The sequence below is a fragment of the Mesorhizobium sp. WSM4983 genome, assembly GCF_029625765.1.
Lineage (GTDB): Bacteria > Pseudomonadota > Alphaproteobacteria > Rhizobiales > Rhizobiaceae > Mesorhizobium.
The window spans coordinates 1-662 of the sequence record NZ_JARTVM010000034.1; the positions used below are offsets into that span (position 1 = coordinate 1).

General features: G+C 66.9%; 1 protein-coding gene. It reads left to right on the forward strand.

Annotated features, from left to right (window positions below):
- The coding region (gene hemA / locus P9254_RS28825; RefSeq protein WP_278103917.1) for a 5-aminolevulinate synthase at positions 1-662 on the forward strand (662 nt) is incomplete at both ends.

The following is a 662-nucleotide window of genomic DNA, read 5'->3' on the forward strand; positions in this document are numbered from 1 at the left end:
CGCCACAACGACGTTGCGCATCTGGAAAGCCTGCTGCAGGCGGCAGGACGCGAGCGCGCCAAGCTGATCGTCTTCGAAAGCGTCTATTCGATGGACGGCGACATCGCGCCGATCAAGCAGATCGTCGAGCTCGCCGAGCGCTACAACGCCCTGACCTATATCGACGAGGTTCATGCTGTCGGCATGTACGGTGCGCGCGGCGGCGGCATCACCGAGCGCGAGGGTCTTGCCGACCGCATCGACATCATCGAGGGGACGCTGGCCAAGGCCTTCGGCACGCTGGGCGGCTACATCACCAGCACGAGCGCTGTGATCGACGCGGTGCGCTCCTATGCGCCGGGCTTCATTTTCACCACCGCGCTGCCGCCCGCGATCGCGGCGGCCGCCACCACCTCGATCAGGCATTTGAAGCGCTCGCAGGCCGAGCGCGACGCCCAGCAGCGCCAGGCAGCGCGGGCCAAGCAGGTGCTTGCCGCGGCCGGGCTGCCGGTGATGGAATCGGCCACCCATATCGTGCCGGTGCTGGTCGGCGATCCCGAGCTTTGCAAGATGGCGAGCGACCGCCTGCTTGGCGTCCACGGCATCTACATCCAGCCGATCAACTATCCGACGGTGCCGCGCGGCACCGAACGGCTGCGCATCACGCCGACACCCTTCCATTC